A 25,988-nucleotide genomic window follows, 5' to 3' on the forward strand; every position below is an offset into this window, starting at 1 on the left:
CGGCATGCCAAATTCCAAATTGGGCACACCTGCGTAGCTTATTGGGCCAGTTTATCGCCGTGGTGTGTCCCCGCAGGAATTGTGACCACATGGCGGCCAGTCAGGCTGTTTCGGGAGCAGGCCGCCGGGCGTACGATCCCTTCTATGAGCATTGCGTGGTGCCATGGCCTGGGTTCCTGAGGACCCGGACGATCCCGGGCCGGCGCGCAGCGATTCGGACTACGAGGTGATCGGTGGCGGCGTAATCGACGACCGCTTTCCGCGTCGTGACGGGACTGCGGTTAATGAACTCAGGGGGAAGCGCCAACCTGGGATCCCGGACATTCTCGGAGCTGCCCTAGGGGAGGCTTGGGAAGACTGCTACACGTCCTTGCGATCGTGGCGGTTCTGGGTGGCCTGCGCATCGGGGCTCCTTCTCGCCTGGGCGGTGGCCTCGGCCGTGGTGGCCTTCGCCGAAGCCAACGGATGGTTTGAATCGAGCCTTCCCAGCGCCACCTACATACTGATGGCCGGATTGATGGCAGCCGTTTCCGCCCTGCTCGGGGCAGTCTGGGGCTTCCGGCATGTCGCTCGAACATTCCTTGGCGCCCTGTTCGCCGGAATCTTCCGCGGGGCGGTCTTCGCAGTGCCATCCGGCATCCTGCTGCTCGTGGTGGGCGCGGGCGTGGGCGGGCCGATCGGGTTGGCGGGTGCCGCCGTCGTGGTTGTCGTCCTAGAGGTTCTGCTGTTTGGACTCATAGGCGCTGGTGCCCGAGCATGCTCGGCCCGAACACCGGCGGGTGTTGCCCTGGCTGCGGCGCTGGTGGCATTCCTGTGCCTGGGCAATGTAGCAGCCACCATCGCGCTGCTCCCCGGGACCGCGGTGATGGACCAAGCTTCAGTGCCCGTCAACGTGGAGCGGGACGACTCCGGAAGGATCACAGCGTACGAGTGCGTTGGGAGTCTGCGGCCCGTCGAGGTGGCCCACACAGAGCGGGTAGCTTGGCTGGCAGCTTCAAACCCGGTTCTGCTCTTCGGCAGTATCGCCGCTGACGCTGTTCCAGGGGAGCACGAACTTGCGTGGGTGCTTGCCGGACTGCAATGGGCTGCCGACGGGCCCAGGTGGGACGTTCCGTGCATTGGCGGCGAATCAAGCGATCAGCTTGCGCCTCCGGTGCCCATAGCCCTCACCGGCCTCGCGATCCAGGCAGCGGTTGCTGCCCTGGTGCTCCTTCCGGGCCGCTGGTTGTCCTCACACCGACTTACATCAAGGCGTTCCGTCGGCCCTCAAAAGCCCGGCCCAGCGTGATTTCGTCCGCATATTCAAGATCCCCACCCACCGGCAAGCCGGAAGCCAACCGGGTCACGGTGATCCCGATCGACTTGAGCATGCGGGCCAAATAGGTGGCAGTGGCTTCACCCTCAAGGTTGGGATCCGTGGCGATGATGATTTCCTGGATAGCGCCGTCATTGAGGCGTGTGAGGAGTTCACGGATCCGCAACTGCTCGGGGCCGATCCCCGCGATGGGATTGATCGCCCCACCCAGCACGTGATAGCGGCCGCGGAAAGACCGGGTGCGCTCGACGGCGAGAACGTCCTTGGACTCCTCCACCACGCAAATGACCGACGGGTCGCGCCTCGGATCGCGGCAAATGTTGCACATTTCCTGCTCTGTGACGTTGCCGCACACGGAGCAAAACTTGACCCGTTCCTTCACCGTGGTGATGGCCGCGACGAGGCGTTTCATGTCCTCGGGGTCAGCCTCCAGGATGTGGAACGCAAGGCGCTGTGCCGATTTCGGACCCACACCGGGAAGCCGGCCGAGCTCGTCAATCAGCTCTTGAACTGCACCTTCGTACAAAATGTCCTCGTTTGTTTGGTATCAATGCTGTGATCAGCGGGGTTGCAGGGGAGAACCGTCCAAGGCGCGTTCTTCGATCAGCTTTCCGCCCAGAATACGCTCCACGGCAGCCCGCCCAAAGACCCTCGATTCCTCGATGGTTTCGTCTTCCGGGCTGGGGATGTCCTCCGGTGCTGTCTCTGGCCTGGCTTGGGTACGTACGGGTGCTTGGACTCTGCCGGCTTGGGCTTCGGGGCTGTTGGTCAAGCGCTGGTATAGGCTCTGGCGAGTTGAGGGACCGCTCGACGGCGCGCCCTCCTCAAGCGTGGCGACGGAGCCACCTGTGTGCTGGGTTTCCGTGGCTGTGGTGGGCCACGCCGCAGGCGCCGGGGCGGACGCCTGTGCTTGTACGGTTCCGGGCCAACTCGACGCCGGAGCGACATCCCAGGTCGAAGAGCCGTTTTGCCCGGCGCTGGTCGGGTGGCCGTAACTCGGGCCTGCCGTGGCTGCTGCGTCCGCCGGTGTTTCAAAGGCAGGACCGCTGGCCGCCGGGACCTGCGCCGCCGCCGGTTCGTAGTCGCGGACGTTCGACACACCAGTATCAGCCTCGATGGGAGTCTGTTGCTTGGCGCCGACATTGGATTCGGTGCCGACCACCCACGTACCAGGCGCTTGTTCTACTGCCCTGGACCAGGGGTCGACGGAAGCGGCCGGTTCTGAGGATTTACCAGCTGTGTTGACTGCCGATGCAGGGGCGTCCTGCCCAGCGGATGGCATCGATGCCGCAGACGGAATCCCCCGCGCCGGGGACGCCGGTGCTGGGGAAGCCGGCGCTGAAGGGGTGTCTGGACCCGACAATGCGGGGGACGGTTCCCAATCCATCGGAGGTTCTTCGTCCAACGGCGGCGCATCTTCGTCGAGCGGAGGACCCCAGTCATCGTCGGCGTAGGAATACTCCCCAGCGGACGTCGTGGGGTCTGCGGGAGCCGCCGCCGTGGGTTCCGCGGGAGCCGCCGGCGCCGTGGGTTCCCCGGGAGCCGGGGCATCCGCAATTGGTGCTACTGCCTCCGGCCTGGCCGGCGCGGGCGTCGCTGCCTCAGGGGCGGCCGGTGCCAAGCCCCAGGCGGAGTCGACCGATGAAACAGCACTTGGCGCCTGGGCTGGCACTCGTTCCTGGGTTGGCACTGGTACCTCGGCTGGCACTGCGGTTGGGCCCGGCACTGGAGCTGGGGCAGCCGACGGCGATGCGGTGCCAGCCGACGCCGGAACCTCCCGGCTAGTAGGTGCTTTTGGGTTTGGCTCAGAGCTCGCTGAGCTGTTGCCGCCAGCCACTGCGACGATCTGGCAGTCGATGCCGATGGTCTTGTGGATTGCTTGGCGAAGGTTCTCGGAGTGATCCGCGCGCCCAAAGGCCCCAGCGAGGCCGGCGGTGGTGAAGGCGAGAGTCAGCACCTGGCCATCGAACTGGGCCACCTGGGCGTTCGGTTCCACCAAGGCCCACGTGCTGCGTTTGATCTTGGTCAGCGTCTGCAGGACTTCCGGCCAAGCGCGACGTAGGGCTTCGACGTCTCCGCCAGCGGCTGGCGCTGGTTGGGAGGCAGGGGCAGGCTGCGGTGGAGCGCTGGGCTGGGATGCGGGCGGCTGTGATACGGGAGCGGGCTGCGCAGCGGGCTGTGCTGTTGACTCCGCAGGCGGCCGCTCCTCGGCCAAACGTTGGGCAGCCGGACGGTCCTCAACTGGCCAATCGTTCGTTGAAACGCGGGGGGCGGAGATTGGCTCCCGCGACACGGGCGCTGACGACGTTTCCTGCACAGATGCAGATGCTTGAACTGGACCTGCTGCCGGTGCCTGAACTGGTGCTGCCGCGGGCGCTTGAACTGGACCTGCTGCCGGTGCCTGAACTGGTGCTGCCGCGGGCGCTTGTGGAGGGGCAGCCTGGGCACCTGACGCAGCAGCCGGTGAAGAAGGCGGGCCAGAGGCGACAGCCGGGATGCCGGCGTCGCCGGCGTAATTCAGGCGACGCTCCACGCGGTCGATCCGGGCCGCAATGCCCCGTTCCGTCTGCTCGGAACCGGGCAGCAGGATGCGCGCGCAAAGAAGTTCCAAGTGCAGGCGCGGCGAGGTGGCCCCGGTCATTTCCGTGAGCGCCGTGTTGGTGACATCCGCCGCGCGGGAAAGCTCCGCGGCACCCAGGTTTGTGGCCTGGTTGCGCATCCGGGCAATCTGGTCCTCAGGCACGCCGCGGAGGATCGCCTGTGCGCTTTCCGGCATCGCCTGGACGATGATGAGGTCGCGGAAACGCTCCAGCAGGTCCTCCACGAACCGCCGGGGATCGTGCCCGGTCTGGATGACGCGGTCAACAGCGCGGAAAACAGTTGCGGAATCGGCCGCTGCCACGGCATCCACGACGTCGTCCAGCAACGAAGCATGGGTGTAGCCGAGAAGTGCGACCGCGAGCTCGTAGTCAAGGCCGTTGGGTCCGGCACCTGCCATGAGCTGGTCCAGCACTGACAGGGTGTCACGGACGGAACCACCGCCAGCACGGATGACGAGCGAAAGCACGCCCGGAGCCACGGGAACGTTCTCCTGATGGCAGAGCAGCTCAAGGTACTTCATGAGTGGCTCGGGCGGCACCAACCGGAAGGGGTAGTGGTGCGTGCGCGAGCGGATGGTGCCGATGACTTTGTCCGGCTCCGTGGTGGCAAAGATGAACTTGATGTGTTCCGGCGGCTCTTCGACGATCTTCAGGAGCGCATTGAAGCCGGCCGACGTGACCATGTGGGCTTCGTCGATGATGAAGATCTTGTAGCGGTCCCGCACCGGGGCGAACGTTGCGCGTTCGCGGAGATCGCGGGCATCGTCCACGCCACCATGGCTGGCGGCGTCGATCTCGATGACGTCCAGCGAGCCGGAGCCGCCGCGCGCCAGTTCGATGCAGCTGGGGCACTTGCCACAGGGTGTGTCCGTGGGACCCTCGGCGCAGTTCAGGCAACGGGCCAGGATGCGCGCGGAGGTGGTCTTGCCGCAGCCGCGGGGGCCGGAGAAGAGGTAGGCGTGGTTCACGCGGTTCTTCCGCAGCGCCGTCATCAGGGGCTCGGTGACGTGTTCCTGCCCGATAACGTCCGCGAAAGAGTCCGGGCGATACCTTCGATACAGGGCAGTTGTAACAGTCACAGGGGAAACCTACCTATAGGGACTGACATTTAAATAAGAGACCCCTCATGCACCCGCCAGAGCCCATCTACCCTTGCTACCTTCCGGTCCTGGGGGAGTTCAACAGGATGACGCCACATGAGGGGCCGTCGACAAGCTTACCCGAACTTAGTTCGGGGTTCGAATCGGCTGGCGGAGGGTGTGGAAAACCCCGACGGCGGTGGCCGAATGAGCAGCCAGGCGCTATGGCAAGCAGGCACTAGGGCAGATAATCCGGCGCGTCCTCTAGCCCGAAATGCCGCTCCAATGTGGTGATTCCGTTGGCCCTCATGTCGGTGGCCAGCTCTACGCCGACAAAACGCAGGTGCCACGGCTCATATGCGTAGCCAGTGATGCTCTGTGCCCCAGCCGGGTACCTGACAATGAACCCGTACTTCCACCCCTCGCTCGCCGCGAAACGGCCAGCAGGAGTGTCGGCGAAGCACGGCTGCAGCGCACACACCCCACTGGCATTTCCGATGTCCATCGCCAAACCGGTCTGGTGCTCGCTGTAGCCGGGACGGGCAGCCAGGGTGTCTGCCGTCGCCTGGCCGTACTGGGCCACATAATCGGCGTAGAGGCTCTGCTGCTCGGCATAGGACCGGTATCCGCTGAGGGGCCGGACGTTGACGCCGGCGGCCTTGGCCGCTTTCGAGAACTTGTTGTAGGCCGTAGCTGCCTCAGTGCGCAGCCGTTCTGCCGAGACGCGGGTCAGCGACGCCGGAACATAGCTCGAAGGGGTAAGCATGCGGTGCTTGTTGACCACTACTTGAAGGCTGTTTGCAGAGTTGATGTCGTAATCGACCGCGACTGCAGCCTGGGGAGACAGCAACCCCACAGAAAGCACCGCCCCTGCAATCCCCAACCAGAATTGGCGCAGCTTCATCGAGTCCTCCCAGTCACGTGTGTCCAGTGAAGTGTGTCCAGCGATGGGGTGACTGTACTCCGGGGCCGGAATGCCGACAATCTTGACTTTCAAGGCCGTCGCCTCTTCAGTCCAAGGATGGTTCCCCGGAGTCGGAGAATGTCCCGCTGCGGCGCCGAACATCGAAAACTTCCCACGCCTGGGGTATCAGATCGAACGCGACGTCGCAGTAATCCGCCGCGACATCATGCCTTTCTCCACCCGTTCACCGGCCACGTCATGAAAGCCGGCTCCTCGTAGGGGTGGGCCGCGCGCAGGGCACGCACAACGTCGTCGAGCACAGCCTCCTCAACCACGCACTCAACCCTTGTTTCAGGCACCTGCTGGGGGCTTCCGACGTCGCCGATGAACGGCTGCGCACCCGGCAGGGGAGTGAAGTGGCCAGTACCGGGCGACGTGAACGAGCAATGCGAGTAGTCGCCGATCCGTCCTGCGCCGGCGTCGCCGATTGCCTTAAGGAGGGCAGGAGCATGGGTCTCGGGCACGTACACAACGAGTGCATGGAGCTGCGTCATAGGAACATCCTGTCAGTAACTTCGGCTGCAAACCGGCCCGCACCATTGCATATCTGCGGGTCACAGCGGACCATGGGTATGTACACCGATTGGGGCAATCTCAAGATTGTGAGCTGCGGGGCCTGGGGGCGAGGGGCCGGACCCGGCAGCTCAACGGTGATACCGCAAGAATGGGCGCGTTGGGGGCGTCCATTTTTCCGTTAAGGCGAACAACGCTTTTTTGGACGCACGGCGAGGGTGAAATGGCCCGATTACACGATGCCGAAATTCTCAGGTACAGTAGTATCTGCTTTCGATTCGGAAGCAAGGAGAATTCGCCTAGCGGCCTATGGCGCACGCCTGGAACGCGTGTTGGGTTAACGCCCTCGGGGGTTCAAATCCCCCATTCTCCGCGGTTGGCCCCGGTCTTCGGACCGGGGCCTTTTGCGTTCCCGGAATCAGGCCCTCCGGGGCGGGCAGCGTTACTGTTGCGCCGCAGCAACGCGCTCCAGGACTTCGCGGCAGGCCAGGATCGCGGGGTGGATCCGGCCGGCCGTCCGCGTGGAGGTGAAGACGGTTCGCTTGGGCAGGCCGGGGAGGTCGAGCAACTGCACCGGCCGTGACATCCCTGTCCAGACAAGGTCCGGCATGAGGGCAACGGCGTTTCCGGATTCGATGAGCCGGATCTGGGCTTGGAGGTCGGCCGTTTCGTAGCGAACGTCCGGCTCGAAACCGGCAGATCTGCAGGCTTGCTCAGCCCAGTGCCGGGAGGCGGCGCCGCGGGGTTCCATGACCCAGGGCATGTGAGCGGTATCGGCCAGCGATGAAACGAGCTCCCCGCCCAGCCCTGCCGGGGGAGTGGCCAGGCGGATGGCGTCACTGGTCAGCGTGGCTCGGTCCAGGCCGGGGTGATGCGGGGCCGCGTGCCCGGGGTATTGCTCTGCCACCACGATGTCGAAGTCACGGGCCCACGTTTCGTAGAGGGCGGTCTCCGGTTCCCGCTGGGTCATTTCCACCCGTACCTCTGGATACTCGCTGCGCATGATGGTGAGGAAATCGGGGAGCAGGGCAAGTGCTGCGGACTGGAATACCGCCAATCGCACCGTTCCGGTGACCATGGAGAGCGACGCTGCAAGGTCCGTTTCAGCGCGTTCGAGTGTTTCCAACAGGTCCGCCGTGTGCGCAACGAGGATCTCGGCCTGTGGCGTCAGTTGGACGCGGCGGCCGGCCTTTCGGAGCAGCTCGACGCCCGCTTCCTTCTCCAGAAGCGTCAATTGTTGGGATACCGACGATGGGCTGTACTGCATCGCGTCCGCCACCTCGGCGAGGGTTCCGCGGATCTTCAATTCGTGCAGCAAACGCAGTCTGCGGACGTCCAGCACGGCAGCCTCCAAAGGTTCGGGATGAGTAATCAATATTCGTCAGAAAACATCGCTTTTCCTAACGTGATTGTAGATCCATACTGATGGAAACAAACAAACTTCTCCGCCTCAGAAGGAGCCCCTTATGACCAGCACCCTCCCGGCCGCCGCCCCGCGCACCGAGGATTCAGGGCAGTTCGACGCACTGGCCCAGGAGGCCATTGCATTGGTCCGCCACTGGCTTACCGAAGCCAGCAAGATTCCCGTCGACGTTTCCGCCCAGCGCCTCGCCGGAGTCCTCAAAGACCCAAATGGCCTTGACTTCACGGTCGGATTCGTCGACGGCGTCATCCGCCCTGAGGACTTGTCCGTCGCCGGCCGTAAACTGGCCGAGCTGGCCCCGAAGGTGCCCAAGTTCCTCCCCTGGTACATGCGCAGCGCAGTACGCGTGGGTGGGGTTATGGCTCCGATCCTCCCGCAGGTGGTCATCCCTATCGCCCGCCGCGTGCTCCGCGAGATGGTGGGCCACCTGATTGTGGACGCTACCGACGCCAAGCTTGGCCCGGCCATCGCCAAGATCCGCCAGGACGGTGTGCACCTGAACGTGAACCTCCTGGGCGAGGCAGTCCTGGGCGAGCACGAAGCCCAGCGCCGACTGGATGGCACGCTCAAGCTCCTGGCCCGCGAAGACGTTGACTACGTCTCCATCAAGGAATCCTCCACCGTGGCGCCGCACTCTCCGTGGGCCTTCGACGAAGCCGTGGACCACGTGGTGGAGAAGCTCACTCCGCTGTACCGGCTGGCTGCATCCTTCCCCAAGCCCAAGTTCATCAACCTGGACATGGAGGAATACAAGGATCTCAGCATGACTATTGCGGTGTTCAAGCGGATCCTGGACATGCCGGAATTCAAGAACCTGGAGGCCGGCATCGTTCTCCAGGCCTACCTCCCTGATGCCCTCGGGGCGATGCAGGAGCTGCAGGAATGGGCATCGGCCCGACGTGCACAGGGCGGCGCACCCATCAAGGTCCGCGTGGTCAAGGGCGCCAACCTTCCCATGGAACACGTGGAAGCTTCCCTTCACGACTGGCCGCTGGCCACCTGGGGTACCAAGCAGGACTCGGACACCAGCTACAAGAACGTCATCAATTACGCCCTCACCCCGGAGCACATCGACGCCGTCCGCATTGGCGTCGCGGGACACAACCTCTTCGATGTCGCCTTTGCGTGGCTGCTCGCCAAGCAGCGGGGTGTCACTGCGGGGATTGAGTTCGAAATGCTCCTGGGCATGGCAACCGGCCAGGCCACGGCCGTCCGTAAGGACGTCGGCAGCCTTCTCCTCTACACACCGGTGGTCCACCCGGGTGAGTTCGACGTCGCCATCGCCTACCTGATCCGCCGCCTCGAAGAAGGGGCCAGCCAGGAAAACTTCATGTCCGCGGTGTTCGAACTGAGTGAAAACGAGGCTTTGTTCAAGCGCGAGCAGCAGCGCTTCCTGAACTCCCTCGCAGGCATGACGGCCGAGGTTCCCGGGCCCAACCGCAAGCAGGACCGCCGCCTGCCCGCCGAGCCTGCTCCCCTTGAAGGCTTCCGCAATACCCCGGACACGGACCCGGCACTTCCGGCCAACCGTGCGTGGGGCCGCGACATCCTCAAGCGCATCCCGGGCTCCACCGCAGGCAACAGGATCGTGGAGTCCACCAAGGTCTCCGACTCCACTGAACTGGACCGCATCATCGCCACCGCCGTGGATCACGGTAAGGCCTGGGGCGCCCGCCCGGCCGCCGAGCGTGCAGCCATCCTGCACCGCGCCGGCGACGTCCTCGAGGCCCGCCGCGCAGAGCTGCTGGAGGTCATGGCTTCCGAAACCGGCAAGACCATCGACCAAGGCGACCCCGAGGTCAGCGAAGCAATCGACTTCGCGCACTACTACGCCGAGCGCGCCAAGGACCTGGAAACGGTCGACGGCGCCACGTTCGTCCCAGCGAACCTCACCGTGGTGACCCCGCCGTGGAACTTCCCGGTGGCGATCCCCGCGGGCTCGACGCTCGCAGCGCTCGCTTCAGGTTCCGCCGTCGTAATTAAGCCTGCAAAGCAGGCCCGCCGCTCGGGTTCCGTCATGGTGGATGCGCTGTGGGAAGCCGGCGTGCCCCGCGAAGTGCTGGCCCTGGTCCAGCTCGAAGAGCGTGAACTCGGTACCCAGTTGGTCTCGCACCCGAGCGTTGACCGCGTCATTCTCACCGGCGGCTACGAAACCGCTGAGCTGTTCCGTTCCTTCCGCCAGGACCTGCCGCTGCTGGCTGAGACCTCCGGCAAGAACGCCATCATCGTCACCCCGAGTGCTGACCTGGACCTCGCAGCCAAGGACGTCGTGTACTCGGCGTTCGGCCACGCAGGCCAGAAGTGCTCCGCCGCATCCCTGGTGATCCTGGTGGGCTCGGTCGCCAAGAGCGCCCGCTTCCACAACCAGCTGATCGATGCCGCACGCTCACTGACCGTCGGCTACCCGGACAACGCAACCACGCAGATGGGGCCGATCATCGAGCCGGCCAACGGCAAGCTCCTGAACGCCCTGACCACCCTGGGCGACGGCGAAACCTGGGCCATCAAGCCCGAGCGCCTCGACGAAACCGGCCGCTTGTGGTCTCCGGGTATCCGTTCGGGCGTCAAGCGTGGCTCATACTTCCACCTGACCGAGTTCTTCGGCCCGGTGCTGGGCGTCATGACCGCGGAAACCCTCGAGGAAGCCATCGCCATCCAGAACGAGATCGAGTACGGCCTCACCGCTGGCCTCCACTCCCTGGACTCCGCTGAAATGGGCGTCTGGCTGGACAACATCCAGGCCGGAAACCTGTACGTCAACCGCGGCATCACTGGTGCGATCGTCCAGCGCCAGCCGTTCGGTGGATGGAAGAAGTCCGCTGTGGGCGCCGGAACCAAGGCCGGTGGACCGAACTACCTGATCGGCCTGGGTAGCTGGCTCCCAGCCGAGGCCAAGGCCAAGCGCGGCACCGTACTTCAGGGTGCAGCTGCACAGCTTCTCGCCGCAGCGAAGTCGGCTGATGTCACTGCCGAGGAACTCCAGACCCTCCAGCAGGCACTCTTCAGCGACGCCGCCGCCTGGGAATCCGAGTTCGGCACCAGCAAGGACGTCTCGGCCCTGTCCGCGGAGCGCAACGTGTTCCGCTACCGCCCGATCCCGGTCACGGTCCGCCTGTCTGAAGGTGAACGGCTCGCTGAGCTGCTCCGCGTCGTGGCCGCCGGCGCGGTGGCGGGCTCGGCCGTCAAGGTGAGCTCCGCCGTCGTACTCCCCGACGCTGTGGTGTCGGTATTCGCCAACCTGGGCGTCAGCGTCCGGATCGAGGACGACGCCGCGTGGCTGGCCCGTGCGGCCAAGTTCGACGCCGGGCGGATCCGCCTGATCGGTGGCGACTTTGCCGCGCTGAGCGCAGCCATGGGTGGCCGCCCGGATGTTGCTGTCTACCACGGTGCAGTGACGCAGGCTGGCCGCATCGAGATGCTCCCGTTCCTGCGTGAGCAGGCCGTGTCCATTACCGCGCACCGCTTCGGTACGCCGAACCACCTGTCGGACCACCTGATCTAAGGGAAGACCTTCCAGAGCAGCCGGGCAGGACGTCCATAAAGTCGTCCTGCCCGGCTGTGTTTGGTTGGCGCGTCAGCCCTCCAAGACCAGCAACTGGGCCTTGTCCGGCTCCCAGCCAACCCAGAGGTCCTCTGCCGCGGTTCTTTCGGGCTTCTTTCCAAGGTTGGCCTCACACCGCGTATCCCAGTCTTTGCAGGCGCCGTCGCGCTGCGAGTTCGCTGGGCCCGTGTGAGCCCAAGGCCAGACGAACCATACTCAGAACAATGCGGGCGGTGGTGATGGCAGGCAGGGGGACCGGACCCAAGCGGGCGGGTCGCAGACCCAGCATGTCCCGGTACTTGGGTTCAAGGCTCGCGACGGCGGCAGCGAACAGGATCCTGTAGCCCGGCTGGAGCAGCGGGCTAAGGGGTGGGCGGCTGATGAAGGCCACGGTTTCCGCCAGCCGTTCATCCGAGCGCAGGATCCCGGAGGCGTACCAGGCTTCCAGTTCCCCGCGCACCTGGGCTTCGGTGACCGGCGGATCCTCGATGCCCATGAGCCGTCCAGCCTGGGCCCACTCACGAACGTAGGCATCCGCGCCTCCGGGTATCGGGCGGCCCCAGATGCGGTTGGCGGTAAGGAAGGAATCCGCGTAGGTGACATGGACCCAGCGGAGAAGTTCGGGATCGTTGGCTGCGTAATGGCGGTACGTGCCGGTTCCGTCCACATAGCTTCCCCGAACATGCTCGTGGATTTTCCGGACACGGTACGTAGCTGCCTCAGCGGCTTCCCTGGAGCCATACGTGACAGTGAAGATCCAACGCACCGTATTGGCCAGCCGTCCCAGTGGATCTTCCTTGAAACCGGAGTGCTCGTAAACACCTGCAAGTGCGCCGGGATGCAGGGCCTGCATCAGCAGGACCCTGATTCCGGCCACGATCGTCGCCATGGAGCCATGCACCGCCCAGACGGCCGAGCCCGGAAGGTGGTATCCGGCGTCGTTCCCTTCTGCGAGGCGGGGCACCCACTCAGGTGGCGTTCCGGACGTCCCCGTGAACGTGCGTTGCAGGTCGTATCTGTACTCGGTGAGGTAATTCCTCATGCATCCCATGAGACCGCTCTTCGCCGAACCTGTACAGAGCAGGCCGTGAACAGCTCCGGCCCCCATGGCAACGCCATGGGGGCCGGAGGGTTCGCGCGGACTAAACCCGGATCCGGCGCCTTGACGGTGCTGCGGCCACCAGCAGGGCCGCGATGGCGACGGCGGCACTCAGGATCAGGCCCGGACGGTACTGTTCCAGCATGGCTTGGGCGCTGAGCGTTCCTCTGGCCTCTCCGTGCCCACTCACCAAAGCGGTGGTGACTGCCAGGACCAGTGCGGCTCCCACCTGCGTGCTGGTCTGGATCAAACCGGCAGCCAAGCCTTGCTCGGAGTCCTTGATGCCGGTGGTGGCCTGGACGTTGATGGATGGGAAGGCCAGGGCGAAACCAATGCCCAGGAGGATCACCGAGGGCAGGATGTCCAAAGCGTAGTTGGGTGTGGTGCCAACCCGGAGGAAAAGGACATAGCCCAATCCAAGTGCGGTGAGGCCCGTGAGGATCAGCTGGGTGGCGCCGAATTTCTCGATCAGCCGGTCAGCAAAGGGTGCGCTCGTTGCCACCAGTAGTCCGGCTGGCAGCAAGGCCAATGCCATGCCCAAGGGCGTCCAACCGAGAACCGACTGCAGGAACATGGTGACGATGAACTGGAAGCTCAAGTAAGAACCGAAAAGCCCAACGGCGCTGAGGTTGGCCCTGGCCACCCAGCCTTCCTTGAGGATGCCGAAACGGATCAGCGGGTGCTTCACCTTGTTCTCGATCACCGCGAAGGCTGCAAGCACGGCTGCAGAGATTGCGAATCCGGCGATAGTTGCCACAGATCCCCAGCCCTGCTCAGGTGCTGAAACCAACGTGTAGACGAGACCGAGCATGCCCAGCGCGAGGGTCACCGCACCCCAGATGTCATGCCCGCTGTTTTCGGCGGACGGTTTGTCCTTCGGAATGAATTTCATGCCCAGCAGGACCACGGCCACCGCGATCGGCACGGACACCAGGAACGTCCACCGCCAGCTCAGGCTGGTCATCAGTCCACCGACCACAAGGCCCAAGGAGAAGCCACTGGCGCCGAACGTGGTGAAGATGGACAACGCCTTGTTGCGCTCGCGGCCCTCGGCAAAGTTGGTAGTGATGATGGAGAAACCTGTGGGCGCGGTGAACGCTGCGGCGAGACCCTTGACGAATCGCGTAGCGATCAGGATTTCGGGATCGTCCACCAGGCCACCCAGCAGTGATGCTGCGGCGAACACGGCCAGGGCTATGAGGAATATACGACGGCGGCCCAACAGGTCCGCGAGCCGGCCGCCCAGGAGCAACAGACTTCCATACCCCAGGACATAGGCAGAAACGATCCACTGGAGGGAATCGGTTCCGAGGTTGAGTTCCTGTCCGATGGAAGGCAGGGCCACGCCAACCATGGAAACGTCCAGCCCATCCAAGGCGAGGACGGTGCACACAACCATCAGCAGCAGCCACTGGGCGCGCGTCCAGCGGACGGCTGAAACCAAGGGTTCGGCGGATCTTTGAAGGGTGGTGGGTGATGTCATGCGTTCAATCTATATGACGCGTCATTCGATGACAAGGAATATGACACGGAATATTATGACGTGGATTCTAACGGTGGAATGGACTAGAATCGGGGCATGGCAACGACGCGTGACCGCCAGCTGGTTGAGCAGTGGCGCAGCATTCAGGACTCCTACTTCCGCACCGCAGGAGCCATTGACCGCGCCCTGGAGGCCAAGTTCGATATCGGCCTGAACGAGTTCGAAATTCTGGACCTCGTGGCCGAAAGCACCGATGCCGCTTGCCGCATGAAGGCCTTGGGGGAACGCACCCCCATGACTCAAAGCGCCGTGTCCAAGGTGGTGGACAGGCTGGAAAAAGCAGGTCTGGTCTCCCGCCAAACGTGCGCCGATGATCGTCGGTCCTTGTTTCTGGAGCTCACAGACGCCGGCCGCGCCCTGCATGAATCCGCAGCCGTGGAACATCGTGCACTGCTCAAGGAAAACCTCGGCTAAGCGGCCTCCGCGAACCTCAAGATCTCTTGAGCAAAAACTGAGGTAACCCTGCGCTTCATTGCCCCTGGAAACACTTTATTTTCATGGTGATTCCCGCAACAATGGTGCTTGCACGCCAGGCTGGGGTTTGGTGCCGCTGGCTTTGGGGAGTGTTCTTGTGGGCAAGCATAGTGAGTCTGACCGGTTTGTAGACCTGGTGCGCACCGACGGTTTCCGTCGCGTGCTCATCGCCGGAATCCTGGCGGCCGTAGCGTTCATCGCCTTTGGCTTCCAACCCCTGACTTCCGTCTCCACCGGTTCCGTGGATGGTTCTGTGGCGCAAGGCGTCGTTGGACCTATGTCGCTGGGCAGCCTCGTGCCGCCGGAAGCCGAAACCACGGTGATTGACACCATGCCCGAGCCGCCCGCGCAACAGGCCGGCACGCCCATGGTCTACTTCGATCGCGCAATCGTCCGGACCGTGGCCAAGGATGGCTCCGCCGGCCTGACCGTTGCATCTGCGGGACTATCGCGACCACCAGCCGGCAGCCTCTACGCGCCGCTGGAAGTCCTCAATCCGAGCTCCCCGTACGGCTACCGCTACAGTCCGCTGACTGGACTTCCCGGCGAGTTCCACTGGGGCCAGGATTACGCCGCAGCATGCGGCACCCGCGTCTACGCCGCAGACGCCGGCGTGGTCAGGGCAGTCGGTTGGCACATCTGGGGTGGCGGCAACCGTGTTGAGATTGAACACGGCAATGGCCTTGTCACCACGTACAACCACCTCCAGGCAATAGGTGTTACGCAGGGCCAGTCCGTGCGCGTCGGGGAAGTCATCGCCCAGGTCGGGACCACAGGGTGGTCCACTGGTTGCCACCTGCACTTTGAGACGATCGTGAACGGCCTGCACACCAACCCCAACGGCTGGACCTACCTGCCCCTCCGGCAGGTTGATCCGCTGCAGAACATCACCATGGTGAACTACCAGCCTGGAGTTGGAACGGGTTCCTCGGCCACGCCCCAGTGGGCCGTGCCCGTGGGAGACAGCAGCAACCGCGCCATCATCGGTGGGGACCACGAGGAGAGTGTTGCTCCTACGGTGACCGTACCTCCGAGCACCTCGGGCACTGGCACCACCACAACGCAGCCCTCTACGCAGACGCCACCCGCAACGTCGACGCCTACGCAGACGGTCACTCCGACTCCGACGGTCACCGCGACCCCAACACCGACGGCGACGGCTACAGCGACGGCCACGGCTACCTCAACAGCGACGACCACCGCGACGCCAAGCCCGACGGCGACTTCTACACCGACGGCCACGGCTACCTCAACAGCGACGCCTAGCACAACGACTACGGGCACAACGACTACGGGCACAACGAGCACTGGAACCACGAGCACCGGAACCACGACTACTGCGCCCAGCACGTCGACGGTAGCCCCCAACACCGTCACGGCGCCGGTGGCTCAACCAGCGCCCGCTGATCCGGCCCCCGTAGCTGTGGCCCCTGCCCCGGTTGCCCCTGCGCCGGCCGAAGTCGCGCCCGCACCCGTGGCTGTTGCCCCTGCGCCCGTGGTTGCAGCACCTGAACCGGCACCCACTGCGGTCACGCAATCCGTAGCTCCGGTTGCTCCTGTGCCAGCAGCACCAGTTCCGGCACCCGCCCCAGTCGCCGTGCTTCCGTCGACGCCACCGGCAGTGGTCCTTCCGCCTGGATACATCCTCATTGGCCCGGACACGGTCCAGCGGCCGGACGGCGTGATCGTGCCGTTGTCTACCCTCATCCTTCCCACCTCATAAGCCAGCGTAGGTACTCCTACGTTTCATGGCTTGGGCAGCTCCCGTAAGCTCGGTGGCGGCAATCCCGCCAGACGACGTAGTCAGGAAGCGATCACATGAGAACCCTGTACAGCATTCCCCTCACCTTCAACGATGGCTCTGAGGCAGACTTCGGACGCTTTGAAGGGAAAGCGGTCCTGGTTGTGAACGTCGCTTCCAAGTGCGGCTACACCCGCCAATATGCAGGCCTTGAGGAGCTCTACGGAAAGTACCGTGAGGACGGCTTGGAAATCCTCGGCGTGCCCTGCAACCAGTTTGGCGGCCAGGAGCCCGGCGCCGACGAGGAAATCGCGGAGTTCTGCGAACGCAACTTTGGCGTCTCTTTCCCGCTCACCAGCAAGGCCAACGTGCTGGGCAAGGAGCAGCACCCGTTGTTCGCCGAGCTGACCCAGGACGAGTCCGGGCAGCCGGTCAAGGTCAAGTGGAACTTCGAGAAGTTCGTCATAAACCGTGACGGCGAGCTGGTTGCAAGGTTTCCCTCAAGCGTGGAACCTGACGCGCAGGAATTGGTTGACGCGCTTGAAAAGGCCTTGTCATAAGCATCAATACCCTCGAAGGGAGAAAGTAATTTTCCAACATTCCGCCGGCAGTTCGCCTGTTGTTGGCTTGTTGTCTGGTTGGATTGGCAGTACTGGAATGACACGGGGGACACCGTCTCCCACCAAACGCTAAGGCAGCTATGGAGCTCATCGAGGCCGAGTACCCCAAACCAGGTCATGTGCTTTTGCACCTGAGTGATCTTCACCTGGTGGCCGGTCCAGGCACGCTCCACGGTTCCGTGGACAGTGCTGCGAGGCTCCAGGAGATCTGCGATCAGATCATTGCCTCCAGGATCAGGCCCGAGGCCATCATTTTCACCGGAGACCTCGCGGACAAAGGCGAGTTCCAAGCCTACAAACGGCTTCGCGAAATGATTGAGCCCGTGTGCAATTCGCTCGGAGCGAAGGCCATTTGGGCCATGGGCAACCACGACAACCGCGCCAATTTCCGCTCCGCGTTCCTGGATGCCTCGGCAGCGAGCCGGCCACAGGACCCCGTGGACCGCAGCTACTTCGTCAACGGGCTCCGGATCATCACCTTGGACACCACCGTCCCAGGACACCACCACGGCGAGTTGTCCGAATCGCAGCTGCAGTGGCTGGCTGCAGAGTTGGCTACTCCCGCTCCCGACGGCACCATCCTCGCCCTGCACCACCCGCCTGTCCCGTGCGTCCAGGACCTCGCAGTGTTGGTGGAGTTGCGCGGCCAAGCCGCACTGGCCGCCGTCGTCCGCAATTCCGACGTCCGCACCATCCTGGCCGGTCACCTGCATTACTCCACGACCGCGGCCTTCGCCGGCGTCCCGGTGTCAGTCGCGTCGGCGACGTGCTATACCCAGGACCTTGGCGTGCGTGCCGGCGGACAGCGGGGGCGGGACGGTGCCCAGTCCTACAACATGGTGCACGTCTACGAGCACACGATCGTGCATTCGGTGGTGCCCATGTCCGGTGGCGAAACTGTTGGCGAGCCTGTGGACGCTGCCGAAGTCCAGCGCCGTCTCACTGAAGCAGGAATCAGGATTCCGAAGCGCTCCCGGATGGAACCAGTGGTGCCGGCCCAGGAACTCGTCTCCCAATCGAACAACAGGGACTGATCCGGTTCCCTATTTCTCCCAGGGCGCTTTGACTGGGAAGTACTTCTCCAGGAAGTCGGTCACGAGCTCCGCGCGTTCGTCCGCTTCAACCTCCGGGAAGCTGCCGTCGTTGAGGCAGAAGAGATCCATGTGCCGTTTGGCCAGCAGCTTTGGAAGGTAGTGGAGTCCAGACCACTGCGTTGTATCGACGTAGCGGACCTTGGCGTTGGTCTGGGTCACGGCCCTGCCGGTGAGCAGCGCGTAGTAGTGGTAGAACGAGTTGGTCACTGAGATGTTGTCCGCAGCGCGGAAGCGGCTGGCCGCCGTCTTGGAGAACTCGGCAGGGAATTCGTGCTCCATCTGGGCCACCACGCTCCGGCGCAGGGGAGCGGCCGTGTGTTCCAGGTGCCTGGTGGTGATCCGTCCGAAGCGTTCCCACAGCAGCTTGCGGTTGACGCGCGCCGCGTTCTCGAAGCCACTGCGTTCGGCGTCGTTCTCTCCCAGCCCAATGCGGGTGTCAGCCTCGATGAACTTGGTGATTCCGCCTGGCGTGAAGAACATGTCCGGGCCAACGGGCCGGCCGAAGAACATGTCGTCGTTGGAGTAGAGGAAGTGCTCGGACAGCCCCTCGATGTGGTGGAGCTGGCACTCAACGGCTTGGGAGTTGTGGGTGGGCAATACTGACGGATCGGCGAAGAACTCTTCGCTGCGTACGATCGTCACTGATGGGTGGTCGGCCAACCATGCCGGAGTGGGGGAGTCGGTCGCAATGAAGATCCGGCGGATCCACGGAGCGAACATGTGGACAGAGCGCAGCGCGTATTTCAGCTCGTTGATCTGCCGGAAGCGTGCCTCATGGTCGTCGCCCTCGCCGAGGACAGCCCCAGCTTGCTGGGCGCGCCTCCGGGCGATGTATTCGGGGTCGCTGCCATCCACCCACGAGAAGACGATGTCGATGTCGAAGTCGATGTCGCTGGCGTGGTCCGCGAACATGTTCTCGATGGTTGGCCAGGTGAGGCCATGCCGTTGCACTGTTCCCCGCACAGCGTCCTGGCGCAGCATGGTGCGACGGGTCAGGGAATTCTCCACGGGGAGTTCAAGGTGGTCGCCTTCGAACCTCCACAGCTCGAGCTGGACACCAAGGGCAGGGCCGTACCAGAGCCCGCCGCCGAGCTCCACCCTGGGCCGGTACAGGCGGAAAATCCGTGCCTTCCGGTTGGCGGAGAGTTCACCGTCCGCCACCAAAACCGAGGTTTTCTTCTTGGCATCGACAGTCATGGAGTAAAACGGCTCATTGCGGAAGGCAGCAACCAGGGCCTCGCGAACGTCCCTGCGTGACTCCCAGTCGACGGCGATGACCGGCCTTTCGTCGTTCCCTCGCACCAGGATGAAGTCCACGCCAGCGGCATCCAAAGCCGCGCGGATGGCAAGGAGGTCCGCAACCATTGCCTGTTGGGGCGTGAGGTCTCCGTTAAGGAGGGCGTACCGCCCGCGGTGGCGGACGACGTCGGACCGGTGCTTCAGGTGGGCAACGACGGCAGGCGAGACCGCCTCGGCGATCGCATCTTCCTCTACGGTGGGGCTGCCGTGGTAAATCGGATCGACCTGTGCTTGAGTGATGGCTTTTCTCCGTACTGTTCTGAGTCTTTTCTGGGGGGAAACGCAGGAATGCTTAGATGGCGAGGGCTTCGCGCCAGCTGCGCAGGAAGGCTCCGCCGGCGTCGTCGTGAATGACGTCGTCCGCCAGCTCGAGGTCGGCGGCGGTAAGAATGGTGTAGGGCTTCACCGGAACGCCGTCTGCGGGCCGGACGTCCACGTGCTTCACATCGTGGTCGTTGTGGTGAAGCCAGTCTGCCATGGCGTAGTCCGTACGGGAATCACCCACGGTCCGCCAGGAGAGCGGCGTGATTCCCTGGGCAGCCAACATTTCCACTGCCCGGCTGGCTCCAAGGTCCTTGCCCAACCGGACGGATTCGATGTCCGTGGAAATGATGGTGGGGTCCAGCCGGTAGTCCACGGTGTCATCGGACTCCGGTGCATGGTGGTCCAGGATCGCTGCGTTCAGGCCGTGGCGGCCCATGATGTCCAGGGCATCGGCGTCGAAGAGTTTTTGCTCGGCCAGATAATCCTCGCTGGCCACCTCGAGGTGCTGCTCAACGGAGACCATGGCGCGCTTGGTCTCATCGAAGAACATGTGCGCGGAGTAATCCTCGGCCACGAGCCTGCGGATGTCATCCCCGTAGGCCTTGGGCACGGCGAGCTCGTGGTCCACGTGGATGGGTCCAGGGCCGGCGGCGGTGTAGCTGAACCAGACTGCGCCCTTTTCGCAGATGGCGTGGATGATGGTGTCGGCCGGCATTCCAGCAGCGATCATCGGCCCCATCACCTGCTCACTGATGAAGGCGTCCGAGCGGCCAGTGTTGAAGATTACGGGGATGCCGGCAGAAGCCAAGGCCACGAGGTCTGCGATGATGTCCGGCTTGACGTCGCGCGTCACAGGGCTGGCGATGGGGCCGTCGACATCAAGCAGCAGCGCGAGGGCCGGAGCCAAGTGGGCAGCGGTCCGGTCAGTACCTTGGAGCGGTTGAGTCATGCCCCTATTCTGTCAGTCTCCGAGGTGTGCATCACAGCTATGACGCCTGACGTCGGATAGTCACCATTTGGCCACAACCTGCGTGTGCCGGGGGTCACAAGTTCCGTTAGCGCAGCAACTTCCATAGGCTTGCAGGGTGATCTTCAAAGCTGTGGGCGAGGGACGCCCGTACCCTGACCATGGATACTCCGCGCCGCGTGACTGGGCCGCCCTTCCGCCGCGACCCGTTCGCCTCGATGAACTCGTCACCACCAAGCGCACGCTGGACCTGGAGGCTTTGTTGGCTGAGGATTCAACGTTTTTTGGGGATTTGTTTCCGCACGTGGTCCAGTACCAGGGCGTCTTGTACCTCGAAGACGGGCTCCACCGGGCGGTCCGCACCGCGCTCCACCAGCGGACGGCCATCCACGCACGCGTGCTGGTGATCGATGGCTAGGCAGAGCAAGCGTCCCAAAGATGTGACGCAGTTGCACGGGCACCATGTGGTGACCGGACCTGAGCTTCGCGCTACGTTCGCCGAGGACGCCCGCGCGCAGCGTGGCCGCTTCCGGCGCCGCGTCTTCCACGCGATCGTCCTGGTCCTGTTGGTGGGGGTCATTGCCGCCGGAGCCGTGGGCGCCTGGGCGATCATGAACGGCGTCATCAGGATTCCGACAGCGATCGCCAGCAAAGCACCCACCAGTCTCTGCCCCACCACCACGTTCGACTACATACCGAACGAAACCGTGAACATCAACGTCTTCAATGCCACGTCCCGTGCAGGGCTGGCAACTACTGTTGCGGAGGAGTTCAAGGCACGGGGGTACAAAGTGCTATCCATAGACAACAGTGATACTGCCTACTCGGGGATCGGCGTGGTGGTCTCTGGAGTCAAAGGCCAAGCAGCTGCGTTCAACGTCCAGCGGAATTTGGCCGGAACGGACTATTTCCAGGACAACCGCGAGGACGAATCAGTGGATGTCGTCCTCACCCGGGGGTACCAGGGCTTGGTGGAAACGCAACTCGTGGACCAGACACCGGGCAAGCTCAGCTGTCCGCGCGAGGACCTGAGGATCGCGGATAACTCCAGGTGGCCCATCATCCCCACCAAGCCCGCGCAGTAGATGAGTCCGGCCCTGGTTGTTAGTAGGCCCGGTAGTTAGCGCGTCAGTGCATCCAGGCGGACGGGCTTGCCCGCTTCATCGAACTTCGCTCCCGCGCCCAGTTGGATGAAGCGCACCGTTTGCGCCGTCTGGGGTTCGACGTCGGAGGCTGGGGCAGGCGGGGGAGTCTCGCCGTCGGGCGTTCGGTTGCGTCGTGCGGCGCTGGCGGACAGCGTGCCGTGAATGAGCCGCGCCATTTGGGCGACGTCAGTTTCCGGGAGGTAGCCCTGCTGGACGCCATCCGTGAGGATGTCCTGGAGGAGGACGTTGAGCTCGCCCACATGGTCTGCAAGTTTCGCGAACGATGCGGGGGAAAGGACGGCGGCCATCGCTGGTCCCGGCGGCAGGTGGCGGCGGCTGAGGTCCTCCACCTGGGCGCGCACGTAGAGGGCCAGTCTGTCCACTGGGTTTTCAAGGGCTGCCAGCGAATCGCGAAGGTCCACGATGAAGCGCTCCGTTTCGTCCAGCGCGTACGCGATGAGCAGCTGCTCCATGTCGGCGTAGTAGTTGTAGACGGCGGTGCGGCCAACGCCTGCGTGGCGTGCGACGTCGGTCATAGTGAGGCCGGGCAGGCCGTGGGTAAAGAGGAGTTCGCCGAAGGCAGTCAGGATACGGCGTTGGGTCTCGGCGCGTTGGGCAGCGTTCGTGGCGGCCGTGATCCTGGGCATATAGACACTTTACAGTGATGTGTCACCAAGTCCTGCCAGTTTGTGTGCGCGTCATAACCTCTGGAGGCCTTCCCGTGGGCGCGGAGCCTACGCAAACTCGCGTAACATCGTGGGAACCGGACACCAATTTCACCCGGGCACTAGTTCAAAGGGGGACTGTTGCGGGCAACGGTCAAGGATGTGGCGCGTCGCGCGGGAGTGTCGCCGAAAACCGTCTCGAACGTCATGAACGGAATCGTGCCAGTAAGCGCTCCAACACGGCTCAGGGTTGAGCAGGCAATGCAGGAGCTCGACTACGTGCCCAATCTTTCCGCGCGCGGACTACGCAACGGCCGTTCCGGCGTGATCGCTTTGGCGCTGCCGGACCTGGCGACCCCCTTCTCTGCTGAAATAGCCCAGAACATTGTCGAAGTGGCCCACGAGCAGGGCTGGAGCGTCCAGATCGAGGAAACAGGTTCCGATCCACAGCGCGAGCATGAGCTGATGACCCGTGCGCGCTCCAACCTCATCGACGGCCTGATTCTTAACCCTGTGGTGCTGGATGAAAGTGCGGTGAAGGTTGGGGTGGCTTTGCCCCCGGTGGTCCTGTTGGGTGAGGTGACGCAGGAGCTTGCAGACAGGGTTTACGTGGACAGTTTCGCGGCGGCACGCGATATGACCTTGGCCCTGGCCAAGCCCGGACGCCGGCGCATCGCCGTGCTGGGCGTCAACCGGGGGAGGCAGTCGGCTACGGCGATCCAGCGGACCCAGGGTTATGAGGCAGCGCTTGGGGAGTTGGGGATCCCGCTGGATGAATCCTTGTTGATCTCCTGCGATCAATGGACTCCTGGCTCCGCCGCCGAGTCCCTGATGCATTACCTGGATTCCAACCCGCTGCCTGAGGCGTTGTTTTGCTTCACGGACTCCCTGGCCATTGGTGCCCTCAATGCACTGTGGAAGAAGGGTGTCCGTGTCCCTGATGAGATCGCGGTGGCCGGCTTCGACGACGTCATGGATGGGCGCTACGCGGTCCCCTCCCTGACCACAGTGTCTTTCGATAAACGAACCATCGCCACCGAAGCGTTGCGCCTCCTCACTGAGCGCATGGCGGACAGGGGCCAGGGACAGTGCGTTGTCACCGTGGACTACAGCATTGTGGAGCGGGACAGCAGCCGCTGAAGCGGTCTTTCGCATTAAACTGTGTGCGCTAACAATTTTCTCTTGCCTCCACAATTACAACGATGTAATGTGAGAGCCGCGTCACCCCCGGGCCACCCTTTACCTGGACGTGGAGACGCATCGGAGCCGGACTTGCACAGCAGTTGTGTCCTATTCAGCGGACCCTTCCAAAGGAGTGACGGGTGAAGCAGTTTGAATCTTTGACCGGGAAACAGTTGTCCCGGAGACAGTTATTGACGGGATCGGCCCTCCTCGGAGGCGGGTTCCTCGCCACGGGCCTCACAGGCTGTGGAGGTGCGGCCCAGGCCACCACGGTTCAGGACATCGATTTCTGGCACCTCTTGTCCGGCGGTGACGGGATCAAGATGCAGGCCATGATCAACAGCGCCAACCAGGCCAACCCTGGTTTCAAGGTGCACCCCACGGTGCTCGCATGGGGTCCGCCGTACTACACCAAGCTCGCCATGGCCTCGGCCGGCGGCCGGCCGCCCGAGGTCGCCATCATGCACGCCAGCAGGGTTCCGGGGTACGCGCCGGGCGGACTCATCGAGCCTTGGGACCTGGACCTCCTCGCCGAAAACGGCGTGACGGCAGAGAACTTCGCCCCGCGGATCTGGGAGAAGAGCCAGCAGAACGGCAAGATCTTCTCCATAGCGCTGGACTCGCATCCATTCGTCATGTTCTACAACACGGACGTCGCCGGCAAGGCGGGGATGCTTGAAAGCAACGGCCAACTCCAGGAGGTCGGTTCCCCCGACGAGTTCAAGGCCATGGCCCTGGAAATGCAGAAAGTCACCAAGGCCCATGGCCTCTCGTTCGGATACCTCGGCCTGGGATCACAGATGTGGCGGCTGTTCTACACGCTCTACAAGCAGCACGGGGCTGAGATCGTCCTGACCCCAGGCCAGCCGATGAAGGCCGACCGGGACGCTGCCATCGAGTCGTTGGAGTTCATGGCATCGCTCTTCGATGACACCATCGCGGCCAAGAGCGGCGACATCAACACCGGCATCGCCGAGTTTGTCCGCGGCGATTCCGGGATGCTCTTCAGCGGCGTTTGGGAGCTTCCCACCATGAAGAAAGCAAAGTTGCCGGTTGACGCGGCCACCATCCCAACGCTCTACGGGACACCCGCTTCATATGCGGATTCGCATTCATTCGTCCTTCCACGGCAACTCACCGTTGACGAAGAGAAACGGAAGGATGTCTACAAGTTCGTCAGCGACGTCCTGAAAGGCTCGCTGTCCTGGGCGGAAGCCGGCCACATCCCCGCGTTCCAGCCCGTGGTTCAATCCCAGGCATACCGTGACCTCACGCCGCAGATCCACTACGCAAACGCGGCAGACATCATCGCTTACGATCCTGAAGCCTGGTTCAGCGGCTCCGGCTCGGATTGGCAGACCTACTTCGCCGAGCACATCCAAAACGTGCTGCTGGGGCGGGACAAGGCCGCCGCAGGGTGGGATGGCTTCGCGGCCCGCACCAACAACCTTCTATCCCGGCCGAACCCGGTCTGACCGGCACAGCGCACCGAGCGACAAAGGAGTCCTTCATGAGTTCCTCTACTATGTCCCGGCGGACCAACCAGCCCCGGACAACACCAATACCAGGCGCCAAAGCCGGGCCATCGCTGCGAAGCAGCAGCGCCAACCTGAGCGGCTGGGGATTCGCGGCCCCGTTCCTGGTGTTCTTCCTCGTTTTCCTCATTTGGCCCCTCATCTCGGGCTTCTATATGAGCCTCACAGGCAAATCCCTGACGGGCGCCAACGACAGCATCATTGGTTTTGCCAACTACGCCGAGGCTTTTGCCGACGCGGGGATGTGGCGTTCCCTTGGCAACACCCTGTACTTCACGGTGATCAGTACGGTTCCGCTGGTGCTGGTTGCACTGGTGATGGCGGCATTGCTCAACATCGGGCTTCCCGCACAGTGGCTATGGCGGCTTTCCTATTTTGCGCCCTTCCTCTTGGCCTCCACGGTGGTCTCCCTCTTCTTCACCTGGATGTACAACCCGCAGTTGGGCCTGATCAACGACTTCCTGTCCAAGTTGGGCCTGCCAAAGGTTGCCTGGCTGAATGATCCGAATGTGGCCATGTGGGCGATCGTTATCGCGACCCTCTGGTGGACCGTGGGCTTCAATTTCCTCCTGTACCTGGCAGCTATGCAGAACATCCCTGCGCAGCACTACGAGGCCGCGTCGCTGGATGGCGCCGGAGCCTGGCGCCAGTTCTTCTCCATCACGCTCCCGCAGCTGACGCCCACCACAGTAATGATCGTGCTGCTCCAGATCCTGGCCTCCTTGAAGATCTTTGACCAGGTGTACCAAATGACCGCGGGCGGCCCCGGCGGATCCACCCGGCCCGTGGTGCAGTACATCTTCGAAACCGGATTCACCGGCTACCGGCTGGGGTATTCCGCAGCCATCTCCTACATCTTCTTCGGACTGATCGTGCTGGTTTCCATCATGCAGTTCGTCATCACCCGCCGCAGGAGTGCATAACC

General features: G+C 63.6%; 21 protein-coding genes, 1 tRNA gene and 1 other RNA gene. 12 read left to right on the forward strand and 11 right to left on the reverse strand.

From position 1 onward, the window contains the following. The first annotated feature begins 163 nt into the window (after positions 1-163). The gene (locus ACZ5G6_RS03290) at positions 164-1,288 is read left to right on the forward strand and encodes a hypothetical protein (protein WP_498689368.1); all 1,125 of its coding nucleotides are present in this window, start codon (positions 164-166) and stop codon (positions 1,286-1,288) included. Here ACZ5G6_RS03290 and recR read toward each other — a convergent pair. The 5 genes from recR to ACZ5G6_RS03315 all read right to left on the reverse strand — a co-directional run bounded on the left by recR (position 1,242) and on the right by ACZ5G6_RS03315 (position 6,452). Next, positions 1,242-1,841, reverse strand: coding sequence for a recombination mediator RecR (gene recR / locus ACZ5G6_RS03295; protein WP_223935724.1), 600 nt, complete (start codon positions 1,839-1,841; stop codon positions 1,242-1,244). The genes ACZ5G6_RS03290 and recR overlap by 47 nt on opposite strands. Positions 1,842-1,874: 33 nt before the next feature. Next, positions 1,875-4,994: a DNA polymerase III subunit gamma and tau gene (locus tag ACZ5G6_RS03300; RefSeq protein ID WP_498689370.1), complete on the reverse strand. Its 3,120-nt coding sequence runs from the start codon at positions 4,992-4,994 to the stop codon at positions 1,875-1,877. Between the two features lie 33 nt (positions 4,995-5,027). Then, positions 5,028-5,124: signal recognition particle sRNA small type (ffs, locus tag ACZ5G6_RS03305), an RNA gene on the reverse strand. A gap of 108 nt (positions 5,125-5,232) precedes the next feature. Beyond that, positions 5,233-5,991, reverse strand: coding sequence for a M15 family metallopeptidase (locus ACZ5G6_RS03310; RefSeq protein ID WP_498689372.1), 759 nt, complete (start codon positions 5,989-5,991; stop codon positions 5,233-5,235). A gap of 131 nt (positions 5,992-6,122) precedes the next feature. Continuing rightward, a complete protein-coding gene (locus ACZ5G6_RS03315; protein WP_498689373.1) occupies positions 6,123-6,452 on the reverse strand; it encodes a hypothetical protein in 330 nt (109 codons plus the stop codon). A 307-nt stretch (positions 6,453-6,759) separates the two neighbouring features. Here ACZ5G6_RS03315 and ACZ5G6_RS03320 point away from each other — a divergent pair. Then, positions 6,760-6,844: transfer RNA gene (locus ACZ5G6_RS03320), tRNA-Ser, on the forward strand. Positions 6,845-6,913: 69 nt separating this feature from the next. Here the strand turns inward: ACZ5G6_RS03320 and ACZ5G6_RS03325 are convergent. After that, positions 6,914-7,813: a LysR family transcriptional regulator gene (locus ACZ5G6_RS03325; protein WP_498689375.1), complete on the reverse strand. Its 900-nt coding sequence runs from the start codon at positions 7,811-7,813 to the stop codon at positions 6,914-6,916. A gap of 124 nt (positions 7,814-7,937) precedes the next feature. Here ACZ5G6_RS03325 and ACZ5G6_RS03330 point away from each other — a divergent pair, with 124 nt between their 5' ends. Then, positions 7,938-11,396, forward strand: coding sequence for a bifunctional proline dehydrogenase/L-glutamate gamma-semialdehyde dehydrogenase (locus tag ACZ5G6_RS03330; RefSeq protein WP_498689376.1), 3,459 nt, complete (start codon positions 7,938-7,940; stop codon positions 11,394-11,396). Between the two features lie 169 nt (positions 11,397-11,565). Here ACZ5G6_RS03330 and ACZ5G6_RS03335 read toward each other — a convergent pair whose 3' ends face one another. Then, a complete protein-coding gene (locus ACZ5G6_RS03335) occupies positions 11,566-12,486 on the reverse strand; it encodes an oxygenase MpaB family protein (RefSeq protein WP_498689378.1) in 921 nt (306 codons plus the stop codon). A gap of 91 nt (positions 12,487-12,577) precedes the next feature. Beyond that, positions 12,578-14,017 carry an MFS transporter gene (locus ACZ5G6_RS03340; RefSeq protein WP_498689379.1) on the reverse strand — a complete coding sequence of 480 codons (1,440 nt, stop codon included), beginning with the start codon at positions 14,015-14,017 and terminating at the stop codon, positions 12,578-12,580. A 96-nt stretch (positions 14,018-14,113) separates the two neighbouring features. Between ACZ5G6_RS03340 and ACZ5G6_RS03345 the strand changes: the two genes are divergently transcribed. The 4 genes from ACZ5G6_RS03345 (at position 14,114) to ACZ5G6_RS03360 (ending at position 17,946) form a co-directional block, all read left to right on the forward strand. Continuing rightward, positions 14,114-14,491 (forward strand): MarR family winged helix-turn-helix transcriptional regulator, encoded by a 378-nt coding sequence (locus tag ACZ5G6_RS03345; RefSeq protein WP_223935736.1) that lies wholly within the window; start codon positions 14,114-14,116, stop codon positions 14,489-14,491. Between the two features lie 157 nt (positions 14,492-14,648). Then, the gene (locus ACZ5G6_RS03350) at positions 14,649-16,274 is read left to right on the forward strand and encodes a M23 family metallopeptidase (RefSeq protein WP_498689381.1); all 1,626 of its coding nucleotides are present in this window, start codon (positions 14,649-14,651) and stop codon (positions 16,272-16,274) included. Positions 16,275-16,369: 95 nt separating this feature from the next. Beyond that, positions 16,370-16,852: a glutathione peroxidase gene (locus ACZ5G6_RS03355; RefSeq protein ID WP_498689383.1), complete on the forward strand. Its 483-nt coding sequence runs from the start codon at positions 16,370-16,372 to the stop codon at positions 16,850-16,852. 140 nt (positions 16,853-16,992) lie between these two features. Beyond that, positions 16,993-17,946: a phosphodiesterase gene (locus tag ACZ5G6_RS03360; protein ID WP_498689385.1), complete on the forward strand. Its 954-nt coding sequence runs from the start codon at positions 16,993-16,995 to the stop codon at positions 17,944-17,946. Between the two features lie 9 nt (positions 17,947-17,955). Here ACZ5G6_RS03360 and ACZ5G6_RS03365 read toward each other — a convergent pair whose 3' ends face one another. Together ACZ5G6_RS03365 and ACZ5G6_RS03370 are read right to left on the reverse strand one after the other, a co-directional pair. Next, positions 17,956-19,485, reverse strand: a complete 1,530-nt coding sequence (locus ACZ5G6_RS03365) for a stealth family protein (protein WP_223937464.1) — start codon at positions 19,483-19,485, stop codon at positions 17,956-17,958. Positions 19,486-19,597: 112 nt separating this feature from the next. After that, complete coding sequence (locus tag ACZ5G6_RS03370) at positions 19,598-20,518, reverse strand: Cof-type HAD-IIB family hydrolase (RefSeq protein ID WP_498689386.1); 921 nt, start codon at positions 20,516-20,518, stop codon at positions 19,598-19,600. 136 nt (positions 20,519-20,654) lie between these two features. Here ACZ5G6_RS03370 and ACZ5G6_RS03375 point away from each other — a divergent pair, with 136 nt between their 5' ends. Beyond that, entirely contained in the window at positions 20,655-20,954 is a 300-nt protein-coding gene (locus tag ACZ5G6_RS03375) for a type II toxin-antitoxin system VapB family antitoxin (protein WP_062069994.1), read from the forward strand. After that, positions 20,947-21,621, forward strand: a complete 675-nt coding sequence (locus tag ACZ5G6_RS03380; RefSeq protein WP_223935741.1) for a LytR C-terminal domain-containing protein — start codon at positions 20,947-20,949, stop codon at positions 21,619-21,621. Before ACZ5G6_RS03375 ends, ACZ5G6_RS03380 begins: the two co-directional genes overlap by 8 nt. A gap of 35 nt (positions 21,622-21,656) precedes the next feature. Here the strand turns inward: ACZ5G6_RS03380 and ACZ5G6_RS03385 are convergent, their stop codons facing one another. Beyond that, a complete protein-coding gene (locus ACZ5G6_RS03385) occupies positions 21,657-22,328 on the reverse strand; it encodes a TetR/AcrR family transcriptional regulator (protein WP_223935742.1) in 672 nt (223 codons plus the stop codon). A 159-nt stretch (positions 22,329-22,487) separates the two neighbouring features. On the opposite strand from ACZ5G6_RS03385, the gene ACZ5G6_RS03390 reads away from it, so the two are divergent. From ACZ5G6_RS03390 to ACZ5G6_RS03400, 3 genes are all read left to right on the forward strand, one after another. After that, complete coding sequence (locus tag ACZ5G6_RS03390; RefSeq protein ID WP_498689389.1) at positions 22,488-23,486, forward strand: LacI family DNA-binding transcriptional regulator; 999 nt, start codon at positions 22,488-22,490, stop codon at positions 23,484-23,486. A 182-nt stretch (positions 23,487-23,668) separates the two neighbouring features. Continuing rightward, the gene (locus ACZ5G6_RS03395) at positions 23,669-25,003 is read left to right on the forward strand and encodes an extracellular solute-binding protein (protein ID WP_498689392.1); all 1,335 of its coding nucleotides are present in this window, start codon (positions 23,669-23,671) and stop codon (positions 25,001-25,003) included. A 35-nt stretch (positions 25,004-25,038) separates the two neighbouring features. Continuing rightward, on the forward strand, positions 25,039-25,986 hold the full coding sequence (locus ACZ5G6_RS03400) for a carbohydrate ABC transporter permease (RefSeq protein WP_498689395.1): 948 nt from the start codon (positions 25,039-25,041) through the stop codon (positions 25,984-25,986). Positions 25,987-25,988 lie beyond the last annotated feature (2 nt).

Source organism: Arthrobacter sp. TmtSoilC51 (genome assembly GCF_055388015.1).